Origin of the sequence: Hymenobacter sp. GOD-10R, from assembly GCF_035609205.1 — a bacterium.
Lineage (GTDB): Bacteria > Bacteroidota > Bacteroidia > Cytophagales > Hymenobacteraceae > Hymenobacter.
Genome location: NZ_CP141184.1, coordinates 5,200,408 through 5,220,673, shown reverse-complemented (window position 1 = coordinate 5,220,673; position 20,266 = coordinate 5,200,408). Strand labels below are relative to the sequence as shown.

The following is a 20,266-nucleotide window of genomic DNA, read 5'->3' as shown; positions in this document are numbered from 1 at the left end:
TGCTGTGCAAAGGTCGTTTGCATAACTCAGCGTAATCTCCGCGGGCAGCTACGGGAAATAAGGATAAGAATTTACAAAGGTACTCTACGGCCGATTAATGCCTACTTTTGCTTGCTTATCTCGTTTGCTGTGTTGCCATTCCATTTCTCTCCGGCTGTATGGCTGCTGCTAGCGTGTGTGCTGGTACAGCTTTTTTACGCAGCTTATTACTTTCTGCCGTTTGCCTTGCGGCCTGAGCCAACGGAACCTAGCTCGGCTGCACTCGATTCGGAGCCGGTATCCGTGCTGGTTTGTGCCCATAATGAGCTCGAAAACTTACGGCAACTGATGCCGCTGTTGCTACGCCAAGAGTATCCGGCTGGCTTTGAGATTGTGTTAGTGGATGACCGCTCCTCGGACGAAACCTATTTGTACGCCCAGCAACTCACTCAGTACTATCCTAACGTGCGAGTCGTTACGGTAGACCGCACCCCAGTGGGTTTTGCGCCAAAGAAGTACGCGCTAACCCTAGGTATCAAAGTAGCGCGCTACGAGCACATGCTTTTTACGGACGCCGACTGTATTCCCAATACGGATCAGTGGATCAGGCTGATGCAAAGAGGCTTTGCCCAACCAGCCGACATGGTGCTCGGCTATTCGGCCTACGCTGAGGAGCCGGGCTTTTTAAATAAATTGATTCGGTTTGAAACCCTACTTACCGGAGCGCAGTATTTGTCGTTCGCGTGGCGTGGGAAACCGTACATGGGCGTGGGGCGAAACCTAGCCTATACACAGCGGTGCTTTCGAGCTACCAAGGGATTTGCTTCGCATATTCGCAACCTGAGTGGCGACGACGACTTGCTGGTGCAGGATGCCGTGAAAGCGGGGCAGCGTGTGGCAGTTGAGGCACGTCCGGAGGCACATACGGTGAGTCGAGCCGCGGAAACCTGGGACGCGTGGTGGCGACAAAAACGGCGGCATCTATCGGCTGGAAATCGTTACCGGCTGGCCGACCGGATACGAATTGGAAACTTTATTGGTACTAATCTGCTTTTTTATTTCACCGTGCTAGCATTACTGTTTTCCCGGTCCGATTGGGTACCTTTGATTTGTCTGTTGGGCGTACGTACAGTGTTTGTTTGTACTACTTATGACCGGCTTGGCCGGCGTCTCGATGACCGGCTTCCGGTAGCGTGGCTTCCGGTGCTCGACGCAGTTTATTTTTTTAATTATCTCGCTCTGGGAATCTCCCTGTTCCTCTACCGCACTCTCCGATGGAAGTAAACAATCAGGAAATACAAAAGCAGTTTTCAGCCAAGGCCAAGCACGATTTTAAGCTGATTCGCGCGGCCGTAGAGCAGAGCGACGAGAAGGCGTATGCCGAGCTGATGCAGATCTACAAGAAGCCGGTATACCACGTGGTGCTGAAGATGGTGCGCAACCCCGATGACGCCGAGGATCTGACGATTGAAGCGTTTGCCAAGGCCTTCCGCAACCTGCATAAGTTCAACCCGGAGTATGCTTTTAGCACGTGGCTATTTCGCATTGCCACCAACAACTGCATCGACTTTATTCGCAAGAATAAAATCAAGACGATGTCGATTGACTCCGCCATCAAGATTGATAACGGCGACGAAATTACCATCGACTTCCGCGACCAAAACTTGAACCCGCAGGAGTCGGCCATCAAGAACCAGAAAATCGAAATTATGCAGCACGTTGTGTCGCGGCTGCCCGATAAGTACCAGCGGCTCGTTACGCTTCGTTATTTCGACGAATTGAGCTACGAGGAAATTGCGCAGGAGCTTAAGGCGCCCCTAGGTACCGTAAAAGCCCAGCTGCACCGTGCCCGCGAGTTGCTTTTTGACATGGTAAAGAACAAGAAGCACATTATCTAAAACGCTTCTCATAATCACTATTCTGAATGCCCTAGCAAAAAGCTAGGGCATTTTTATTTTAGTCGTGTCGTACTTTTGTCGCCGATGGATATTCTTAAACGCTACTTCCCTGAGCTCACCGACGAGCAGCAGCGGCTTTTCGCCCAACTAGAAACAGAGTTTCAGAGCTGGAACGCCCGCTTGAATCTGGTGGCCCGCCCGGATGTGGTTAACCTAGCCGAAAAACACTTTCTGCATTCGCTCGGCATTGCGAAGGTGGTGCAGTTTCCAGCAGGTTCTTCGGTGCTCGATGTCGGAACGGGCGGTGGTTTGCCGGGCTTGCCGCTGGCCATTCTATTTCCAGAAGTGAAGTTTCACTTGGTGGATAGCGTTGGGAAGAAGATTCATGCCGTGCAGGAAATGGCTTCAGCCCTAGGTCTGCATAATGTAACCGCCGAGCAAACCCGTGCGGAACAGCTCCGGCCGAAGTACGACTATGTGGTCAGCCGGGCGGTGGCTCGCCTCGCTACGTTTCACACCTGGATTATGCACCGCTACAAGCCGAATGGTGACAATACAAGCGGCTTATATTACCTGAAGGGAGGAGATCTGGAAGAGGAGATTGAAGAAGCAGGGTTGCCCACGGCTATCTATAACCTCAGCGACTACTTCACGGAGGAATTCTTCGAGACCAAGAAAGTCGTGTTTGTGCCCGCCAGCTCGGCTAGGTAAGCTAGCTTAGTTGGGTACTTCGGCTAGTAGAAACTCCACCGCTCGTCGCTCCGAGTAGTAGAGACCGTCGGGGGTACCCTCCCCAAAACCTACGTGGCCGCCTTCGGGTGGAGTCTCTAGAAAAACGAATTTGCTCTGTGCAGCTACTTCACGCGGAAAGCAAGTAGGAGCTAGGAAAGGGTCATTTTGCGCGTTTACCAGTAGTGTTGGAATGCGCACCTGACTTAAATAACGTCCGGAGCTAGCTTGCTCGTAGTAGTCATCCGCCGATTTAAAACCGTGCATAGGAGCCGTATAGCGGGCATCAAACTGCGGGAAGTCACGCAATTCGTCGATGTCAACCAGGTCGATCTGACCAGGGAGTAGCTCCGCTTTACGCCGGATTTTCGTCCGTAGTGATTTTAGAAAACGGTTGAGGTAAATTCGGTTTTCCGGCCTAGAAATCTGGTGTGAGCTAGATTTTAAGTCTGTCGGGACCGAGAATACGGCGGCGCGTTGTACCTGCTTAGGTACTCGTTCCGGGTTCTCCCCTAGGTATTTAAGCGTGACGTTGCCGCCCGCACTAAAGCCAGTTAGGTAGATGCGGCGGTAACGGCCGGTGCCCAATGCGTAGCGTACGACAAAATCTAAGTCTTCCGTATCGCCTAAGTGATAGGTGCGCAGCAGGCGGTTCATCTCGCCACTGCAGCTACGGTAGTTCCACGCTAGCGCATCAACGCCCGCTTTGTTTAAGGCGCGCACCATGCCACGCACATAAGGACGGCTAGCGTCGCCTTCTAAACCGTGCGATACGATAGCCAGTGTATCTGCTTCTTGGCTAGGTAGCCGCGACCAATCCAGATCGAGAAAGTCGCCGTCTTCCGTTTCTATTCGCTCGCGCTGATAATGTACCTCGGGCACAGAGCGCAACACGCTTGGAATAATTGTCTGTAGATGACCATTGAAAAGATAAAAAGGCGGTCGGTAGCGAGAAGTAGCAACGAGGGGCATAACCAACGGCTAAGGCGAATAACGAAGAGAGCCTGAAATAGAATGTACGCAGACTTCTGTAGCAAAACAATTTCGTCCTCAAAAGTTCTGCATGCCGACTAAGTTGCTAATACCATGCTAGTAGGTATAGACGCATGCTAGCCCGTAATTTCGTTGCATTACCTAGAAATTGGCTTAATAGCTAGGCTTTAACATGGCTGCTTCTGTATAAGCCAAAAAGCCATTTGAGGTCAGAATGCGTAAAGAAGCGGGAAATAAGTAAGCTAGGTTTGCTATTTTGAACGGAACTCGTACCTTTGCAAACCCAAACTGAATCAAAACCGAGCAGAACGTCAATTCTATATACCATGGCGAATCACAAGTCGGCCCTCAAGCGCATCCGCTCCAACGAAGCAAAGCGCGTGTTGAACCGTTACCAAGCTAAATCGACCCGCACAGCTGTTAAGAAGCTACGTGCTACCACAGATGCTACTGAAGCACAAGAGCTGCTGAAGAAAGTATCTTCTATGCTGGATCGTTTGGCAAAGAAGAACATCATCCACAAGAACAAAGCCGCTAACAACAAATCGAAGTTGGCTAAGTTCGTGAAGTCACTGGCTGCCTAAGCACAGGACTGCTTCTGCTCTTTTTATAGAAAAGGCTCCGCGCGTAAGTGCGGAGCCTTTTCGTTTCTAGCTAGGTATGATAAGCGCGTAGCAGATGCCAGGCAGTGCTACGCGCTTACTGAATATTATCTAACGAGGAGCAAGCGCCGACTCTGGCTTGCATGACCGGCATTGAGGCGTACGATGTAGAGGCCCGCAGCTAAGGGAGTGCCACTAATGGAGAAGGTACGCTGTTCGCTGGTTGTAGTAGTACCCTGTGCCAAGTGTCTTACCAGCTCTCCTGTAGAATTGTAAAGCTCTAAGGTATATGGTTGTCCTGCTGGTAGGTAAACGCCTACGGTAGCCTGCGTATCAAATGGATCTGGGAATACTGTTAAGGTTTCGACATCAGTCGAACCTAGGCTCCCACGCCCCATAGCGGCGCAATCATTTACGTTTACTAAGATAGGGATACGAGTGCTTTCGCAAGTGCCAATGGCCTGTGATACATAGTAGACCGTGCTGCCCAACGTCGAGGTGGGAGGGCTAAAAGTGTTGCCGGAGCCTACGGGGACGGTAGCTGTAGCACTATCGTAAAAGCGTAGAACAGCCCCCGTAGAAGGAGTATTGAAAGCAGCGGTAAGCGGGGTAGCTTCTGCGTTCTGGCAGTATTGTACTGCTACTCCACCGCTTACAAGTTGATTCAGGTGTGCGTAAATGTAGTTGGCTATCAAGTCGCTACCAGCGTTGTTGGGGTGTAAGAAATCTTGGCGGAGCGAAACAGGAGGAATGTCAGCCGTGAAGTTGACAGCATCCTGCGAACTGCTGGTGTTATACTGCGTCACCATATAGCTGCGCACATCTAGGTAGTGGCTACCGTATGTTTTAGCCAGGGCAGCATTCAAAGCTAGGATTTGCTGATAGGCATACGTCCCCTTGCCTTCCCCGTCGCCATTGAACACAGATAACACTAAATAATTAGTGTGCGTCAGATTGGCCACCATGGTCGCAATGTTCGCCTGGGTTTGAGCAAGCTGGTCGCGGGTATCGTTGCGCCCGGCCCAGATGATAGAGGGCCACGTGCGCTTCTCGGCATCAGCTAGCATGCGGGTTTTAACCTGTGCGGAAGTTTGTCCACCAACACCTAGGTTCTTGACATTGTAGCCACTGAGTCTCGACAATACCGCTGGGTAGCGACCGAAGTTGGAATCCGTAAAAGAGTCACCCCAAGCGGCTACGTTGCTGGTGTTCGTCAGCAGCGAGCTAACGATAGTAGGGGGGCTAGGCTTGTTAACGATTCCGACGACAACCGGAATACGATTGCTTTCGCAAGCACCGATAGTTTGGGAGACGTAGTAGGTGGTGCTGCTTATGGCAGCCGTCGACGGCTGAAAATTGCTGGCTAGGGGTGTGCTGCCTGCGGCGGTGGTATAGACGTTAATCGTAGCGCCATTGGCCGCCGTGATGCTGTTACTGAGTGGGCTGGTTGCCGAACCTTGGCAGTAAGCTACCGTTCCTACTACAGTAGGCACGGGAACCGAACAAGCGCCCGAACAAGTCAGCAAATCACCAATTTTGCCACTTTCGTATCCTTCGTTGATAGCTGTAATGATGGTGTTCAACTGCTCCACTGAGTACTGGCTAGTGCAGCCACCTAGCGCTAGGTTCGCCTGCGTCAAAACAAAATTGACCGTTTTCCCCGCGAACGTGCCATTGATGATAATAGCATCCTTAAGTGGGATGTTGGCGCTGCTGTAGCTTGCATCAGCTAAGTCGAAGCCCACTGACAAGGTTAGCGCAACTACCTGGCCGGCAAAGTTGCTCGAGTATACATTTACGCTACTCCCTCCAGGTTTAACAGGATTGATATAGCTAGCATCAAGGACTTCATTGGTGCTGGTAGCGGAGGGCAGGAAGTTTGTTACGGCTGCAGCAGAAGTCAGCCTAAGCGTACGCCCGGTAGAACAGCCCGCAAGCAGCCCGGTAGGAAAGGCGGCGAAAAAGTGATCAGTAAGATACGTACCAGCTGCCGCTGAGCCATAATACGCTTGTGTATGGGTCTGAAAACCACAATCAGGTACTGCTTGTACAGCAAAAACCGGATTGAAAACAGTACCTGCCCACAGCAGAATCAGCAGAAAATAGTAAGGAAGCATTTTCGCAGCGGAATGTGCTAGCGCTCGAAAAGGATTTCTTAACTCTAAATCGAGTAGCATGATGACTGCTCGAATTCGGAAGTACAAAAAAACCATAAAAACAATGGTTTGGATTAGACTCTTTCAGTCAGGTACGAAAGTACGCGTGTTTTGCTTTGAACGCTACAATTAAGTACGAGATTTATTAAAATTCGATGAATAACAAGGAGAATAATCGTGAATACTTGTCGTTTATATAGTAAGTGGAAATGATTCTATAGTATTGCGTTTATAAGAAAAGTTATATAATAGAGGTGGGTTACTGAATTGGTGAGAAATAGATAATGCCACTATTGTCAGAGCAAGTAATTGGACTTGTTTAGCTAAAGAATCGTTTGCGTAACTTCATTTGACGCCAATTATAGATTAGTAAACCTACGTAAAGGGACGTCATACATCAGGCTTTAAATATTAATATAGTATTATAGCACCTATCACTAAGTAGGTATTTGCTAGAGAGCGTGGCTTTTGCGTACGCGCTTTATTATCTAAGCTATTCTCTTACGCTGTTATAGTAGTATTTATAGGATTCCTGATCCTAAGATGTAGGCGTCTTGACGAGTAGTCAACTGAGAACTATTCAACCATACCCTATATATTATATAAGGTGTCAATTTCATTGGCTCAGCATTAGGTAAAGTAGAACAGCGGATGGAACTTGGATGCCTATGTATTCAGGTAGCACGCGCAAATAATTCGCATGCTTAGCAGAAACATCCACGCTAGCCTTATGGCCGTCTCCACGATACGCAAGAAGGCCTCGCTACCAGTAGCGAGGCCTTCTTAAGAAAAGCACTGTCAGCAGAGTGCCTGAGTGCAATGAAATATAACGCCGTTAGGCTGTTGTTATTTCTATCAAAAACGTGACGATATGCTTAGGCAACACTCACCTTAACCATGTTTGTCTTGCCCTTCTCATTGATCGGCATAGATGCCGTGTTGATGAATACATCGCCTTTCTGCAAGTGACCAGCTGCTGTTAGGGCGTAGCGGATATCCGATACGGTGCTATCGGTGCTGAGCATGCGGTCGTAGTAGAATGCGCGTACGCCCCACACTAGACTGAGCACCGTGAGCAGGCTGCGGTTGCTGGTGAAGATGAAGATATCAGCCTTGGGGCGATACTTGGAAATCTGGAAAGCGGTATACCCACGGAAGGTTAGTCCCGTGATGGCCTTAGCGCCCGTGTTTTTCGCTAAGTGACCCGCAGCTGACAGCAAGCTATCGACCATGAAAGAAGGCGACTTCGGATCGATAGGGAACCAGTGGTTGTAGATCGTGGCGGAGCGGCTTTCTACGCTACGAATGATGCTTACCATCTGCCGGATAACCTCGATAGGGTAAGAGCCTACCGCTGTTTCAGCAGAAAGCATCACTGCATCAGTGCCATCGAGCACCGCATTAGCGACGTCGTTGGTTTCAGCGCGCGTTGGGCGTGGGTTCGTTATCATGCTCTCCATCATCTGGGTGGCGACGATAACCGGTTTGCCCGCTTGGTTGCACTTCTGGATAATCATCTTCTGGGCCAGAGGCACCTCACCACTTGCAATTTCAACCCCTAGGTCGCCACGGGCTACCATCACGGCATCCGTCAGCGCAATGATTTCGTCGACGTTACGAAGACCTTCAGGTGTTTCAATTTTGGCAATAACACGCGTCTGTTTGCCACTTTCGGCAATCAGCGACTTGATGAAGCGGATATCTTCGGCACGTCGAGCGAAAGACAAAGCTACCCAATCTACGTCGTGCTCTAGGCCGAACTGTAAGTCAGCAATGTCCTTCTCCGTCATCGAGGGCGCTGTTACGTCGGAGTCAGGAAGGTTGATGCCCTTGCGGGGTTTTACGGTACCACCGTAGATTACTTCAACGTCTACTTCTTTGTCGCGGTCGGTAGCTAGTACACGCAACTCGATCTTGCCATCGTCGATCAGGATAGCATCACCGGGCTTCACGTCGCGAGCTAGGCCTAGGTAGATGGTGCTGAGGCGCGTAGCTGTGCTAGTTTCTTTTTCGCCGCATACCAGTTTGATTCGGTCGCCGGCACTGATTTCTACACTGCCACCTTCTACTTCGCCCAAGCGGATCTTCGGACCTTGCAAATCTTGAAGCAGACCGGCATTGGTGCGCAGATCTTTATTCACACGCCGCACGGTGTTGATAACAGCTAAGTGATCCTCGTAAGAGCCGTGCGAAAAGTTGAGGCGAAACACATCAACTCCCTCCCGTATAAGGGTGCTGAGGCGCTCATATGTGTTGGAGGCGGGCCCAACAGTGGCCACAATTTTAGTTTTGTTGAACGTGGGACGAGGTTCCATGAACTTAGTAAGAGGTGTCAGAATATAATTGGCGGACCCAAAGGTAGCTTGATCAGAAGGAAGACGACAGAGCTAAGCAACCTATTGAGCGTGCCACTAAGCCAATGTAGCCGTCGGCTCAGCCACCATACGTGGGGCATGTGCTTCTGAGTTGCAGCTTCATTGGCCGCTCAAAAGAGCAGATTTTCTTTGAATTTTAGCTCGTTTGGGTCGAACTGACACGCGTATTGCACGTCGGGTAGCATTGTTAACCGCTCGACTACCAACTCACTAGCTAACCGGCCGGTGCCGTTGCAAACCTGCACCAGGTAGTCATACTCTTTGACATCAGGCGCCAGAAAGGGTTTTTTGAGGGTAGATGGATCGAGTGATCGGTTGCGAAACAAGCGCAAAGTGCTTACCTCGTTCTCGTATAAATAGTTGCTGATAACCAAGCGGCCTTGATTTAGAGGGTAAATCAGATCCTGCTGTTTTACCAAGCGCAGGCCTAGTGTGTGGTTCAGCGCCCAAGCTAGCTTATGCTCCCGGCTCGACGAAACCAGGCCAAATAAGTCGAAGTCGCAGTCGTATTCTACCTCCAGTGTAAGTGTTTTCATAGCAGAAAATGGAGCCACTAAACAACAAAACTAAGTACGAGCGCAGGCCAAAGGAACCTGTCCCATCATAATCTTGTACCTAGAAGATTCGGGGGGCTTTGTTTGAAAATGTTAGGGAAGATAGTGTTATTTGTGCCTAGTTTTCCTCAAACCCCCACGGAAATGTCTGAAATTGCAGAAAAAGTAAAAGCCATTATCATCGATAAACTTGGTGTTGAAGCTTCGGAAGTTACGCCAGAAGCGAGCTTCACGAACGATCTAGGTGCTGATTCACTGGATACCGTTGAGCTGATCATGGAATTCGAAAAAGAATTCAACGTATCAATTCCAGACGATCAAGCTGAGAACATCGCCACGGTAGGCCAAGCTATCAGCTACCTAGAAGAGCACGCCAAGTAAGGTTTGCGCTTTTTTGTTAGTAAAGTTTAGTGCTTTTCGGCCGGCCCGCCGCCGGCCGTTTTGCTTTTTAGTCCAGTTCTTCTTTCGCCCTCCCGCTAGCCTATGTCTCTTCGGAGAGTTGTCGTGACCGGCCTAGGTGCCATCACTCCCATTGGGAACACCGTATCCGACTATTGGAGCGGTTTGTCGCAGGGGGTCAGTGGAGCCGCGCCCATCACCCGCTTCGACGCCAGCAAGTTCAAGACCCGCTTCGCCTGCGAAGTAAAAGGGTACAACCCTGACGATTACTTTGACCGCAAGGAAGGTCGGAAGATGGATATCTTCACTCAGTTTGCGCTGATTGCCAGCGACGAAGCCATCAAAGATGCTGGCCTCGACGAAGGCGTCGACAAAGACCGAGTAGGTGTTATCTGGGGTTCCGGCATCGGTGGCCTCACTTCGCTGCAAGCAGAGTGTATTGCCTTTGCCAAAGGCGACGGTACGCCACGCTTCAACCCTTTCTTCATTCCGAAGATGATTGCCGACAGCGCGTCTGGCAACATCTCCATCCGCCACAAGTTTCGCGGTCCGAATTTCGTAACGACTTCGGCTTGTGCTTCTTCTTCCGATTCTATCATCTCCGCCTTCAACTACATTCGCCTCAACATGGCCGATGTGGTGGTGACGGGTGGCTCCGAAGCCGCCGTGACCGAGTCGGGCGTAGGAGGCTTCAACGCGTTGAAAGCCATGAGCGAGCGGAACGACACCCCTGAGCTAGCTTCGCGCCCTTACGATAAGGAACGGGATGGTTTCGTGCTCGGGGAAGGTTCCGGCGCCTTGGTGCTAGAAGAGTATGAGCACGCCAAAGCCCGCGGCGCGAAGATCTACGCGGAACTGATTGGTGGTGGCATGTCGGCTGATGCGTACCACATTACGGCCCCTGATCCGGAAGGAAACGGCGTCGTGTTGGTAATGAAAAACGCCCTCCGAGATGCTGGCCTCAATCCGGAAGACGTCGACTACATCAATACACACGGCACAAGCACGCCCCTCGGCGACGGTGCCGAGATCAAAGCTATTCAGAAAGTGTTTGGCGACCACGCCTATAACCTGAACATCAGCTCGACGAAGAGCATGACGGGGCACTTACTGGGTGGTGCTGGTGGTATTGAAGCTGTAGCGGCTATCTTGGCTATTCAGAACAACTTGGTGCCCCCAACCATCAACCACTTCACCGACGACCCTGAACTGGATGCGCGTCTGAACTTTACGTTCAACCAGGCGCAGACCCGTACGGTGAATATCGCGATGAGCAATACGTTTGGTTTCGGCGGGCACAACACATCGGTTATCTTCCGCAAATTCAACGAATAATGCCTCGTTCCGGTCAGCCCCTTCCGCTGTTCGGTTTTTTCCGACGGTTTCTTGGTCAAGACCGCGCTTTCCGGCAAGCAATTGCCACGGTAATCGGCCGCACGCCTGACAACGTGCGGCTTTATCATTTAGCGTTTACGCACTCTTCGGTGGTGCGCCAACAGCCGGAACAAGGACGGCATCAGAGCAATGAGCGCCTAGAGTTCTTAGGGGATGCTATCCTAGGTTCGGTTGTAGCCGAGTACCTGTTTCGCAAGTACCCGTACGAGCAAGAAGGCTTTCTCACCGAAACCCGCTCTCGCATCGTAAACCGAGAGAGCCTGAACGCTATTGCCTTAAAAATTGGTCTCGATAAGCTCGTGCAGCTCGACCCGACCCAGAGCCGGGTTTCTCGGTCGCGGTCCGTTAATGGCAATGCGCTGGAAGCTTTGGTCGGGGCCGTGTACCTCGATCATGGCTACAAAGCGGCCCGCAAGTTTGTGCTGAACCGCCTGATCAAGCCGTACGTTGATGTGAAGGCGCTAGCCACCACGACTAGCAACTTTAAAAGCAAGCTGATTGAGTGGGCGCAACGGCAAGGAAAGAACCTGCGCTACGACATCGCCGGCCAACCGCAAGTAGGCGGCACCATGGAGTTTTCGGCCACGGTGCTAATTGATGATGAACCGGTAGCCACGGGCATGGGCCTGTCGAAAAAGCAAGCGGAGCAAACCGCAGCGGAGCGGGCACTGGCTGCCTTAGGGGTGTGAGGCGGTGGTGCTAGGCTGGCAAAGCTGGTCGGTTGAGCCAGTAGCGAAAAGCTAGGGTGCCGAGCGCATAAGCTACTATGTCCAACGGATCGTGGACGTAGCGGGCGGACCAATTCGGAACTATTACCTCGAAAACGACCGAGACGTACAGCCACGTCGCCACAAGCCAAGAATCCGGCAGGGTAAAAGTTAGGTTGTGGGTGAGGCGCCGTTGTATTACCAACGCTAGCGTCAGCAGAATAGGCATGCAGGTAAGATCAGCCAAATAGGCTGTAATACAGGCTGGTAAGGGCCAAGCGCTAAATAGGCGCACCGCTTTATAAAGCACGTACAACACGGCTGCTCCAACGAAGAGCGGGTGGCCTAGCTCTGGTAGGTGTAAGCCTCGCTGTTCTAGCCTGCTAACGCAACGCCTAGCCATATAAAAAAGGAAATAATAGCCGCAAAAAGCATTTGCCCGCTCAGAACAGCATACTTCCAAAGACGGGTAAACGTGCCGTCGTTCGGATGAATCTGGATAAAAACTTTGGGTGCTTTCTCCTGCTTATGCTCCTCTTCAGTTCGGCGGAGTACACTTTGATACGCCTGCGGATCGAGCAATTCGCCGCAGTGTGTGCATCGATCCTCGTGATGTAAATTCCACGCAGACCATTGTCCACAATGCGGGCATTTTTTGGTGTTGGTGCCGGCAGAGTTATCCATAGTAAGCCAAGCTTGCGCAGGTGCACGCATACGAATCGCAAAAGCAAGTAAGAGGGCGCCTGCAGTTGTTTGGAAAGATAATGCAATACGCGGGTAGTAACAGGGCTTGTACCTAGGTTTGTGCTAGTTTTTGCCCACTGAACACAACCTGTCGAGCCGAAAACCAGTTGTTCTTTCAAACACTTTTCCACTGCTCATGAGAATTGCCGGCGCTGCCCTCAACCAAATTCCTTTCGATTGGCAACACAATCTTCGCAACATTGAAGAGGCTATCACGCAAGCGAAAGCCCAAGGTGTAGAGCTATTGTGCTTACCCGAGCTATGCCTGACTGGCTACAACTGCGAAGACCTTTTTCTGAGTGATTGGCTGCCCGAATCAGCCTTGGCCCACTTGCAGCAGATTCGTCCTTGGACGCAAGGCATTGCGGTATGTGTAGGGCTGCCGGTGCGTCTCAATGGGCACACGTACAATACCTCTTGCGTGCTGCGCGACGGTGAAGTGCTAGGTTTCGCGGCCAAGCAGTTCCTGGCTAATGACGGCGTGCATTATGAACCTAGGTTCTTCGTATCGTGGAGGGCAGGGCAAACTGCTCAGTTCACCTGGCAAGGCGAGGAATACACCATTGGCGACTTGGTGTTTGAGCACAAAGGCGTAAAGTTTGGCTTCGAAATTTGCGAGGATGCGTGGCGACCAGCCGCCGATCGGCCAGCGGGGCGCCTGATACCTAGGGGCGTGCAGCTTATTGTTAACCCGTCGGCAAGCCACTTTGCCATGAGCAAAACCGACCAGCGTTACCACATCGTGCTGGAGGCGTCGCGAGACTATAAATGCACCTACCTCTACGCTAACTTGCTCGGCAACGAGTCGGGCCGCACGATTTACGACGGCGAGATTCTGGTGGCACGCAATGGGCACCTGATTACCCGCAATCAACTGATGAGCTTCAAGGAAGTGGATCTGGAGTGCACCGACGTTGATTTTGAGGTCGACTTACCGATCGCCGAAACAATTACCCCACTGCCGGCCCCTGACGAATATCGTGAGCTAAATCAGGCCTTAAGCCTAGGCTTATTTGACTACTTGCGCAAAGCCAAGAGCCGTGGGTTTGTGCTCTCCCTTAGTGGTGGCGCCGACTCGTGCATGTGTGCCGTGTCGGTAGCAGAAATGGTGCGGCTTGGTGTCGCAGAGGTGGGGGCTGCCGAGTTTATGCGCCGCTCGGGGTGCTTCTCCGCGGAGGATATTGCGGCACTAGCCGCCGACGTAGATGCTGGTTTTGCCAAGGTGCTCAACCGTGAAAACAGCGGCAGCCAACCTAGCTCAGCGGCTCCCGGCACTGCGGAAGTTTCGCAGGCTAATGTGGGAAGAACCGCTACGCAGCCGCCGCAAGCGGCATTATTTGCGACGGCCAATAAGCCACTGGTAGAGCGCTTACTAACATGCGCTTACCAGGGAACGGTTAACTCGTCGGACGATACGTACCTGTCGGCGAAGGATCTAGCTGATTCCATTGGAGCCGTGTTCTTCAACTGGACTATCGACGATGAAGTGAAGGGCTACGTGGGCAAGATCGAGCATGCCCTAGGTCGGGAGTTGAGCTGGAAAACCGATGACTTGGCTTTGCAAAACATTCAAGCTAGGGTACGGGCCCCCGGTATTTGGCTCGTGGCGAACATAAAAAACTGCCTGCTCATCACGACTTCCAACCGCTCTGAGGCTTCAGTAGGCTATTGCACCATGGACGGCGACACGGCCGGTAGTATCTCGCCGATTGCTGGAGTTGACAAGTACTTTGTGAAGCTCTGGCTACGCTGGGCTCAACAGGAGCTAGGGTATACGGCTTTGGCTCGGGTAAATAATCTAGAGCCTACGGCCGAGCTGCGCCCCTTGGAAGAAAAGCAAACCGACGAGCGCGACTTGATGCCATATCCTATGCTCAATCATATCGAGCGCTTGGCCTTTTATAATCGCCTGAGTCCAAAACAGACATTGGACACGCTGGTCGAGGAAAACCCAACTACTGATCCTGCACTCCTCAAAACGTACGTAAAGCGCTTCTACTCCCTGTGGGCGCGCAACCAATGGAAGCGGGAGCGATACGCGCCGTCTTTCCACCTCGACGACTACAACGTAGACCCGCGCTCTTGGCTGCGTTTCCCCATCTTGAGTGGGGGTTACCACGAGGAGCTAGAGGCACTCTAAGAGCTAGGTTGGCCGAAGAAACCTAGACAGTCAATTGTCATTAAGATAAGCTTTCGGCGAGCAAAGCGTTCAGGGTGCATCCGTCGCGCGGAACAGATTTTTGCGCGATGAATGCACCCTGCTAGTTGTGGCTGCGTGTCGCGTCGACATTCCATTACCTTTGCGCTTACTTCTAACGAACGCTCCTGCTCATGCTTTCCCTTTTGGCTTATATTACTTGGACTGCTTCGCCTATTATCGCCAAGCTAGGGCCACTCACGCTGCGTTGGTACGGGCTGTTGTTTATGTCGGGGTTCGTGATAGGAACCTTTGTGCTGACACACATCTACAAATCAGAGCGTGTGTCGCCGCGGTGGGTCGACGTTATTACCGTCTATATGCTGATTGGGACTGTGGTAGGCGCGCGCCTAGGCCACTGCTTGTTCTACGACCCCGACTACTACCTAGCACACCCGCTCGATATTCTTAAAATTTGGGAAGGCGGCTTGGCGAGTCATGGGGCTACGCTAGGTATCTTATTGGCCGTGTGGTTGTTTTCTCGGAACAACAAGTTCGATTATCTCTGGACCCTCGACCGAATCGTGATTGTCGTAGCCTCGGGCGGAGCCATGATCCGCTTAGGTAACTTGTTTAACTCCGAGATTATTGGTCGTCAGACCGATGTTCCGTGGGCGTTCAAGTTCGCGCGCTACAATGAGATTCACCACGAGCTAACCAACATCCCGAACGAACTGCGCCACCCCACACAGATTTATGAATCACTCTTTTGCGTGTTCCTCTTCATTCTGCTGTACGCCATGTGGAGCCGCACAAAAGAAAAGACACCGCGCGGACTTCTATTCGGTTTGTTTGTGGTATTGCTGTTTACCTTCCGGTTCCTGGTAGAGTTCTTGAAAGAAAACCAAGTTGATTTCGAGAATAGCCTGCCATTAAACATGGGACAAATCCTGAGCATTCCGCTCATTTTCGTTGGTATCTGGGTGGTGCTGCGAGCAGGCAAATGGCCCGGTAATCCGTTTGGCTATGCTCCCCGCGACCTAGGAGAAGAAGCTCCCAATAAGTCAGCTGTTAAAGTGAAATAACGACAACAAAAAAGGCCCGCTTTGGCGGGCCTTTTTTGTTGAAAGCCTAGCTAGGTTGCTAGAGTTTGTACTGGTACAAACTACCCTGCTCAGTGCTGATGATCAGCGTTTGGTCGTCGGTGAACACAAGCCCTTCCGTTTGCCCAGCGCCGGCTAGGTCTACGTGGCGGGGCTTCGGCTTGGTTTTCAGAATGTCATCTAAGTCGTTGCCTTCCAAGATGAAGAGTTCTTCTCGGCCCAGCAACGCCAAGCGCCGTCCATTAGGGCTGAGGCTAGCGTCCGTGACTTCGCCCGGAATAGCTAGCTTAGCAATAAGCTTAGCTGTCTGCTGGCCGGGCTGGTCGGTGAGCGTGTAGACTTTGCTCGTTGATTGTTGAGCGCGGTCTTTCGTAAACAAATACAGCTTACCGGCGTGCCACAGCGAGCCTTCGCAATCGAAGTTCCGTTCATCCTTCTTTGGCGGGAACTCCGTTTGGTCGGCGTAGGAAAACGGAATCTTGCTGACTTGCTGCGGGCTGGCCGGGTTAACGCGATACACGACTAAGTTCTTGCGGCTGTTGTTGTTGTTGCCGGCGTCTACCACGTACAGGTTGCCTTTATCATCCTTGGCGAGGCTCTCCCAGTCGTGGTTTGCTACCGGTAGGTTGATTTCTTGCAACAACTTGCCTGCGGTATTCACCTTGTACAGGGTAGGCGAGTTGCCGGCATCGGCATTGGTGTAAAAGGTGCCGGGCTGCTCGCCAAGAGCTAGGCTAGAGCTTTCGGGCACATTGGAGAACGTAGCAAGCTTACTCAAGCCCGGTATTGCGGCGTCAATAAAGCGGTTTTCCAAGGTGTCCTCTTTGTTCTTCTTGCCCTTTTTACCGTCTTTCTTACCACCTTTTTTCGACTCTTTGTGAGCCTTTGCAGTAGGGTCTTCGCTTTGCGCTTGCGAGCAGCTACTGCCGCTCAATACACCTAGCAAGGCAGTAAGCGCGAGAATGATACGCATTAGTTAATCAGCTATTTACATGAAAAAAAGCTGCACCAAACTAGTAGTTTGGGCAGCTACAGGTACCGGCTTATACGGAGCTTACGAGCTTAAGGTACAGGATCATAGCCATGGCCTCCCCAAGGGTGGCATCGGCTAATACGCCGCAATGCCAACCACCCGCCCCGCCACGGGCCATGCTTTTGCACGGCCTGCGCTGCGTACGCCGAGCACGTAGGCTGGTAGCGACAGCTAGCAGGTGTAAGGGGCGAAATCAAGTGCTGGTAGACCCAAATGAGACCTAGCAGAAGGTGGCGGAAAAGAAAGCTCATGCGCTGAATAGAAGGCGAAAGGCCTTCGGTAAAGAAGCGGGAATGGTTAGCTAAGTTTAGAACAATAGATGGTTTTCGGCATACTTGTTGGGTTTTTTATAAAATATTTCCAAGACGTATTAAATAGGCATCGCTAGCTAAGTGGTGCAAGTTAGGTAATAGGAGAAATAGCAAAGTGGCTACACTTTTTGCGAATAAGCTATACGAGTAGGAGTGCTATGAGGAAACTATACCTTGGGCTAATTAGTGCATTATGGATTGGGGCGACCACTGGCGTGTTGGCGCAAGGCAATGGCCCTGGCGTGCGGGGTGCTCGTGCTGCTGCGCTCGGCAATGCCTCCGCAACGCTGAATGATGTATGGTCGGTCGGCAACAACGTGGCAGGACTGGGGCAAATACGGCGGACGAGCATCGGTTTTTACGCCGCGAATCAATTTGTGCTGCGTGCGCTCAACTCAACTGCGCTAGCTGTGGCGCTGCCCATCGGCGCCGTTGCCGAAACAGATACGAAGGCCAAGAATGGTGTAATCGGGGTTGAAGCGCAGCGCTTTGGCGATAGACACTACGCCGAGCAGCGTCTCGGCGCCGGCTACGGGTACCGGGGCGGACAGGTAAGCGTAGGCGTGCGCGCTGATCTGTTGCAACTTAGCATAGAAGGACTAGGAAGTCGGCGGGCGGTGGCGCTGTCGTTGGGTGGGCAAGCGGAGATTGTGCCGCAACGGCTGGTATTTGGGGCATATCTATATAACCTGAACCAAGCCAAGCTAGCTCGGTATGAAGACGAACGGGTGCCAACTGTGTTAAAGGCTGGGCTTTCTTATCGGCCTTCCAAGAAGCTCATGCTCAACGTGGAAACTGAGAAAGACGTGGAGCAGGATGTGAACGTGAAAGCCGGTTTGGAATACCAGGTTATCGAGGCCCTTGCACTGCGGGTAGGCTTGTCTTCACTAACCGAGCAAACAACGGCTGGGGTAGGTTTTCTAGCGGGCCGTTTTCACATTGACTATGCGGCCGCTTGGCAGACGGCCCTCGGCCTAAGTCAGCACGTCGGCATCAGCTTTCAAACGGGCGTCAAATGATGTCTTTGCTGAAGAAATCCCGCCTGTGCTGGGGCATGCTGGGGCTACTGCTGAGCTTTGCTAGGCCGCTGCAAGCACAAGAGTACGTGCGCCCGCCCGTCGACCTCGACAGGCTGGTACAGGAGCTTTTTGCCGAGACGCTGAGCGACCAGATGCCGTACGAAGACCTGTACGAAACGCTGCTCCAGTATTACCAGACGCCGCTTAACCTGAGTACTGCTAGTCGCGAGGAGTTGCGTGCGCTGCTGTTGCTTTCCGAGTCCCAGATTTCCGCCTTGCTAGCGCATCGGCAGAAGCACGGCGAGCTGCTGAGCTTGTATGAGCTGCAAAGCATTCAGGGCTTCGATGTGCGCACTATCTACCGCGTAGCACCTTTCGTAGCGGTGCAGAATGGTGGGCTGAACCTAGCTCGTGGCCCATTGTGGCAACGCATTTTGCGCGAAGACAACAATGCGTTGTTTGTGCGCTACGAGCGAGTGCTACAGCAGCGCAAAGGCTATACGGCGCCGGATACCACGAGCCAGGGCCTCACCAGCCGTTACCTAGGTTCGCCGGATAAGCTGCTGGTGCGTTACCGCGTGAGCCAGCCCCACGACTTCAGCCTAGGAGTGACAGCCGAAAAAGATGCCGGTGAGTCCCTGCGTTGGAATAGTGCTGCTGGCCAGTACGGTGCTGATTTTTATTCCGTGCACTTAGTCGTGCAGGAACGCGGCCAACTCAAAACCCTGGCTTTGGGCGACTACCAGCTACAGTTCGGACAGGGGTTACTACTCTCATCGGGGTTGCAGGTAGGGAAAGGCGGCGAAACGATTACCAGCATTCGGCGCAGCAGCCTAGGGGTGCGACCCTACGCATCGGTGCTGGAAAGTACGTTCTTCCGGGGGTTGGCCTCGACCGTAGCAGTGAGCAAGACGGTGCGCGCAACGAGCTTTTTTTCGCTCAAAAACGTGGATGCCAACCAGCAAACCAGCGGCGATTCGCTAGCACAGTTTGATGAGTATTCATCGGGTATCCTGCTCACAGGGTTGCACCGCACGGCTACGGAGCTAGCCAATCGGCATCGTATGCGCGAGATGATTAGCGGGGGGAACATCACCTACACCAGCCGGGATGGTAGCTTCTCAGCGGGCGGCACCGTCATTGACACGCGCTACGGCATGGCTATTCAGAAGCGGCCTGAACTGTACAACAAATACGAGTTTCGGGGCACGCACAACACGGCAGCGGGTGTGCACTACAGTTACTTGGTGCGCAACGTGCTGCTGTTTGGCGAAACAGCCCGCTCCAGCGGCGGTGGCCTAGGTACCGTGAATGGGCTGCTAGCAACGCTGGCGCCTAACGTGGATGCCTCGGTGCTCTACCGAAATTATGCCCGCGACTTTCACACTTTCTATGGGAATGCACTCGGCGAAAACTCCCGCAACATCAACGAAAGCGGGCTCTACCTAGGGTTGAAAGTACGACCCATGGCCCGGTGGGAGCTCGCCGCGTATTACGATCAATTTCGGTTTCCGTGGCTGAAGTATCAGGTAGGTGCTCCGTCGGTGGGGCATGACTGGCTGTTGCGTCTTGCTTTCACCCCCACCAAAACCAGCCTGCTCTACGCACAATTGCGCAGTCGGGTGAAAGCCTACGATGTCGACCCCACGCCGGGCCAAGCAGTACGCCCGATGCCTATGCCGGTAGCCACAGTACGCCACAGCCTGCTGCTGTTCTATGATGCTAGCCCCACGCCGGTGCTAAGCTTACGTACGCGGGTGCAGGGCTCGCGCTATCAGGAGGGCAGCGGACCGATGCGCACCGGCTTCGTGCTAGCCCAAGATGCGATGGTTCAGGTGAACGCACGCCTTCGCCTGAGTGGCCGGTATGCTCTGTTTGACACCGATGACTATGACACGCGGCAGTATGCCTACGAGCAAGACGTGCTTTATGCTTTTTCGGTACCGCCGCTCTATGGGCAGGGTACGCGCGTGTATGCCCTGGCCGAAGTACGGTGCACAAGTCATCTCACCTTATGGTTGCGCTACGCCGAAACGCACTATCGTTATCAGCAAACCATTGGCTCTGGCTTGGAAGAAATTCAAGGTGCGCGCCGCTCCGAAGTGAAGGCGCAAGCCCGGTATCGGTTTTAA

General features: G+C 52.5%; 19 protein-coding genes. 11 read left to right on the top strand and 8 right to left on the bottom strand.

The genetic code is table 11. The features are described 5' to 3' along the window. The first annotated feature begins 129 nt into the window (after positions 1–129). From SD425_RS20790 to rsmG, 3 genes are all read left to right on the top strand, one after another. Positions 130–1,263 carry a glycosyltransferase gene (locus SD425_RS20790; protein WP_324671982.1) on the top strand — a complete coding sequence of 378 codons (1,134 nt, stop codon included), beginning with the start codon at positions 130–132 and terminating at the stop codon, positions 1,261–1,263. After that, positions 1,254–1,877 (top strand): RNA polymerase sigma factor, encoded by a 624-nt coding sequence (locus SD425_RS20785; protein ID WP_086594868.1) that lies wholly within the window; start codon positions 1,254–1,256, stop codon positions 1,875–1,877. The genes SD425_RS20790 and SD425_RS20785 overlap by 10 nt, the downstream gene beginning before the upstream one ends. An 84-nt stretch (positions 1,878–1,961) precedes the next feature. Further along, positions 1,962–2,588, top strand: coding sequence for a 16S rRNA (guanine(527)-N(7))-methyltransferase RsmG (gene rsmG / locus SD425_RS20780; protein WP_324671981.1), 627 nt, complete (start codon positions 1,962–1,964; stop codon positions 2,586–2,588). A 6-nt stretch (positions 2,589–2,594) separates the two neighbouring features. Here rsmG and SD425_RS20775 read toward each other — a convergent pair whose 3' ends face one another. Beyond that, positions 2,595–3,578, bottom strand: coding sequence for a YheT family hydrolase (locus tag SD425_RS20775; RefSeq protein ID WP_324671980.1), 984 nt, complete (start codon positions 3,576–3,578; stop codon positions 2,595–2,597). Between the two features lie 347 nt (positions 3,579–3,925). Between SD425_RS20775 and rpsT the strand changes: the two genes are divergently transcribed. Then, positions 3,926–4,183, top strand: a complete 258-nt coding sequence (gene rpsT, locus SD425_RS20770) for a 30S ribosomal protein S20 (protein WP_100334670.1) — start codon at positions 3,926–3,928, stop codon at positions 4,181–4,183. A 125-nt stretch (positions 4,184–4,308) separates the two neighbouring features. On the opposite strand, the gene SD425_RS20765 is transcribed toward rpsT, so the two are convergent. From SD425_RS20765 to SD425_RS20755, 3 genes are all read right to left on the bottom strand, one after another. Next, positions 4,309–6,318, bottom strand: a complete 2,010-nt coding sequence (locus SD425_RS20765; RefSeq protein ID WP_324671976.1) for a GDSL-type esterase/lipase family protein — start codon at positions 6,316–6,318, stop codon at positions 4,309–4,311. A gap of 914 nt (positions 6,319–7,232) precedes the next feature. Next, on the bottom strand, positions 7,233–8,672 hold the full coding sequence (pyk, locus tag SD425_RS20760; RefSeq protein ID WP_324671974.1) for a pyruvate kinase: 1,440 nt from the start codon (positions 8,670–8,672) through the stop codon (positions 7,233–7,235). Positions 8,673–8,842: 170 nt separating this feature from the next. Beyond that, a complete protein-coding gene (locus SD425_RS20755; protein ID WP_324671972.1) occupies positions 8,843–9,268 on the bottom strand; it encodes an IPExxxVDY family protein in 426 nt (141 codons plus the stop codon). 162 nt (positions 9,269–9,430) lie between these two features. On the opposite strand from SD425_RS20755, the gene SD425_RS20750 reads away from it, so the two are divergent. The 3 genes from SD425_RS20750 to rnc all read left to right on the top strand — a co-directional run bounded on the left by SD425_RS20750 (position 9,431) and on the right by rnc (position 11,769). Then, a complete protein-coding gene (locus SD425_RS20750; protein ID WP_073109216.1) occupies positions 9,431–9,667 on the top strand; it encodes an acyl carrier protein in 237 nt (78 codons plus the stop codon). 102 nt (positions 9,668–9,769) lie between these two features. Further along, positions 9,770–11,020 (top strand): beta-ketoacyl-ACP synthase II, encoded by a 1,251-nt coding sequence (gene fabF / locus SD425_RS20745; RefSeq protein WP_324671968.1) that lies wholly within the window; start codon positions 9,770–9,772, stop codon positions 11,018–11,020. Further along, entirely contained in the window at positions 11,020–11,769 is a 750-nt protein-coding gene (gene rnc / locus SD425_RS20740; protein WP_324671966.1) for a ribonuclease III, read from the top strand. The genes fabF and rnc overlap by 1 nt, the downstream gene beginning before the upstream one ends. 10 nt (positions 11,770–11,779) lie before the next feature. Here the strand turns inward: rnc and SD425_RS20735 are convergent, their stop codons facing one another. Next, a complete protein-coding gene (locus SD425_RS20735) occupies positions 11,780–12,016 on the bottom strand; it encodes a hypothetical protein (RefSeq protein ID WP_324671965.1) in 237 nt (78 codons plus the stop codon). A 146-nt stretch (positions 12,017–12,162) separates the two neighbouring features. Continuing rightward, entirely contained in the window at positions 12,163–12,471 is a 309-nt protein-coding gene (locus SD425_RS20730) for a hypothetical protein (protein WP_324671963.1), read from the bottom strand. 196 nt (positions 12,472–12,667) lie between these two features. Between SD425_RS20730 and nadE the strand changes: the two genes are divergently transcribed. Beyond that, positions 12,668–14,671 carry an NAD(+) synthase gene (gene nadE, locus SD425_RS20725; protein ID WP_324671961.1) on the top strand — a complete coding sequence of 668 codons (2,004 nt, stop codon included), beginning with the start codon at positions 12,668–12,670 and terminating at the stop codon, positions 14,669–14,671. A gap of 191 nt (positions 14,672–14,862) precedes the next feature. Further along, positions 14,863–15,753, top strand: a complete 891-nt coding sequence (lgt, locus tag SD425_RS20720; RefSeq protein ID WP_324671960.1) for a prolipoprotein diacylglyceryl transferase — start codon at positions 14,863–14,865, stop codon at positions 15,751–15,753. Between the two features lie 58 nt (positions 15,754–15,811). On the opposite strand, the gene SD425_RS20715 is transcribed toward lgt, so the two are convergent. After that, positions 15,812–16,744, bottom strand: coding sequence for a hypothetical protein (locus tag SD425_RS20715; protein ID WP_324671958.1), 933 nt, complete (start codon positions 16,742–16,744; stop codon positions 15,812–15,814). Between the two features lie 89 nt (positions 16,745–16,833). After that, positions 16,834–17,055, bottom strand: a complete 222-nt coding sequence (gene yidD / locus SD425_RS20710; RefSeq protein ID WP_324671956.1) for a membrane protein insertion efficiency factor YidD — start codon at positions 17,053–17,055, stop codon at positions 16,834–16,836. 218 nt (positions 17,056–17,273) lie between these two features. Between yidD and SD425_RS20705 the strand changes: the two genes are divergently transcribed. Both SD425_RS20705 and SD425_RS20700 read left to right on the top strand, forming a co-directional pair. Then, on the top strand, positions 17,274–18,134 hold the full coding sequence (locus SD425_RS20705) for a hypothetical protein (RefSeq protein ID WP_324671954.1): 861 nt from the start codon (positions 17,274–17,276) through the stop codon (positions 18,132–18,134). Further along, complete coding sequence (locus SD425_RS20700) at positions 18,131–20,266, top strand: helix-hairpin-helix domain-containing protein (protein ID WP_324671952.1); 2,136 nt, start codon at positions 18,131–18,133, stop codon at positions 20,264–20,266. The genes SD425_RS20705 and SD425_RS20700 overlap by 4 nt, the downstream gene beginning before the upstream one ends.